The organism is Mesorhizobium sp. M8A.F.Ca.ET.208.01.1.1 (assembly GCF_004791315.1).
GTDB lineage: Bacteria > Pseudomonadota > Alphaproteobacteria > Rhizobiales > Rhizobiaceae > Mesorhizobium.
In genome coordinates, this window is record NZ_SRUT01000332.1 from 1 (window position 1) to 296 (window position 296).

A 296-nucleotide genomic window follows, 5' to 3' on the forward strand; every position below is an offset into this window, starting at 1 on the left:
GCGGATCGGCAAAGGTGCAGTTCGGAGGCAAGCATGGCCGCACGCTCACCATCAAGGCGGCAGACGTCGCTATTTTGCCAGCAGGCACTGGTCACCAGTGCCTCGCGGCGAGCAAAGACTTTCTCGTGGTTGGCGCCTACCCGCCCAACGGCACATACGATGAATGTTCTAGGAGCGAGGACCATGCCCACGCCGTCAAGACCATTTTCAAGGTCGCTAAACCACGACAGGATCCCGTCTACGGTGGCAGCGGTGCGCTTTTCGACATTTGGAAAGCATTTCGGTAAGCGCTGAGC

At 58.8% G+C, this 296-nt stretch carries 1 pseudogene; it reads left to right on the plus strand.

Annotated elements, in window-relative coordinates:
- A pseudogene (locus tag EN851_RS36910) lies at nucleotides 1-287 on the plus strand (cupin); the annotation flags it as partial.
- Nucleotides 288-296: the final 9 nt, after the last annotated feature.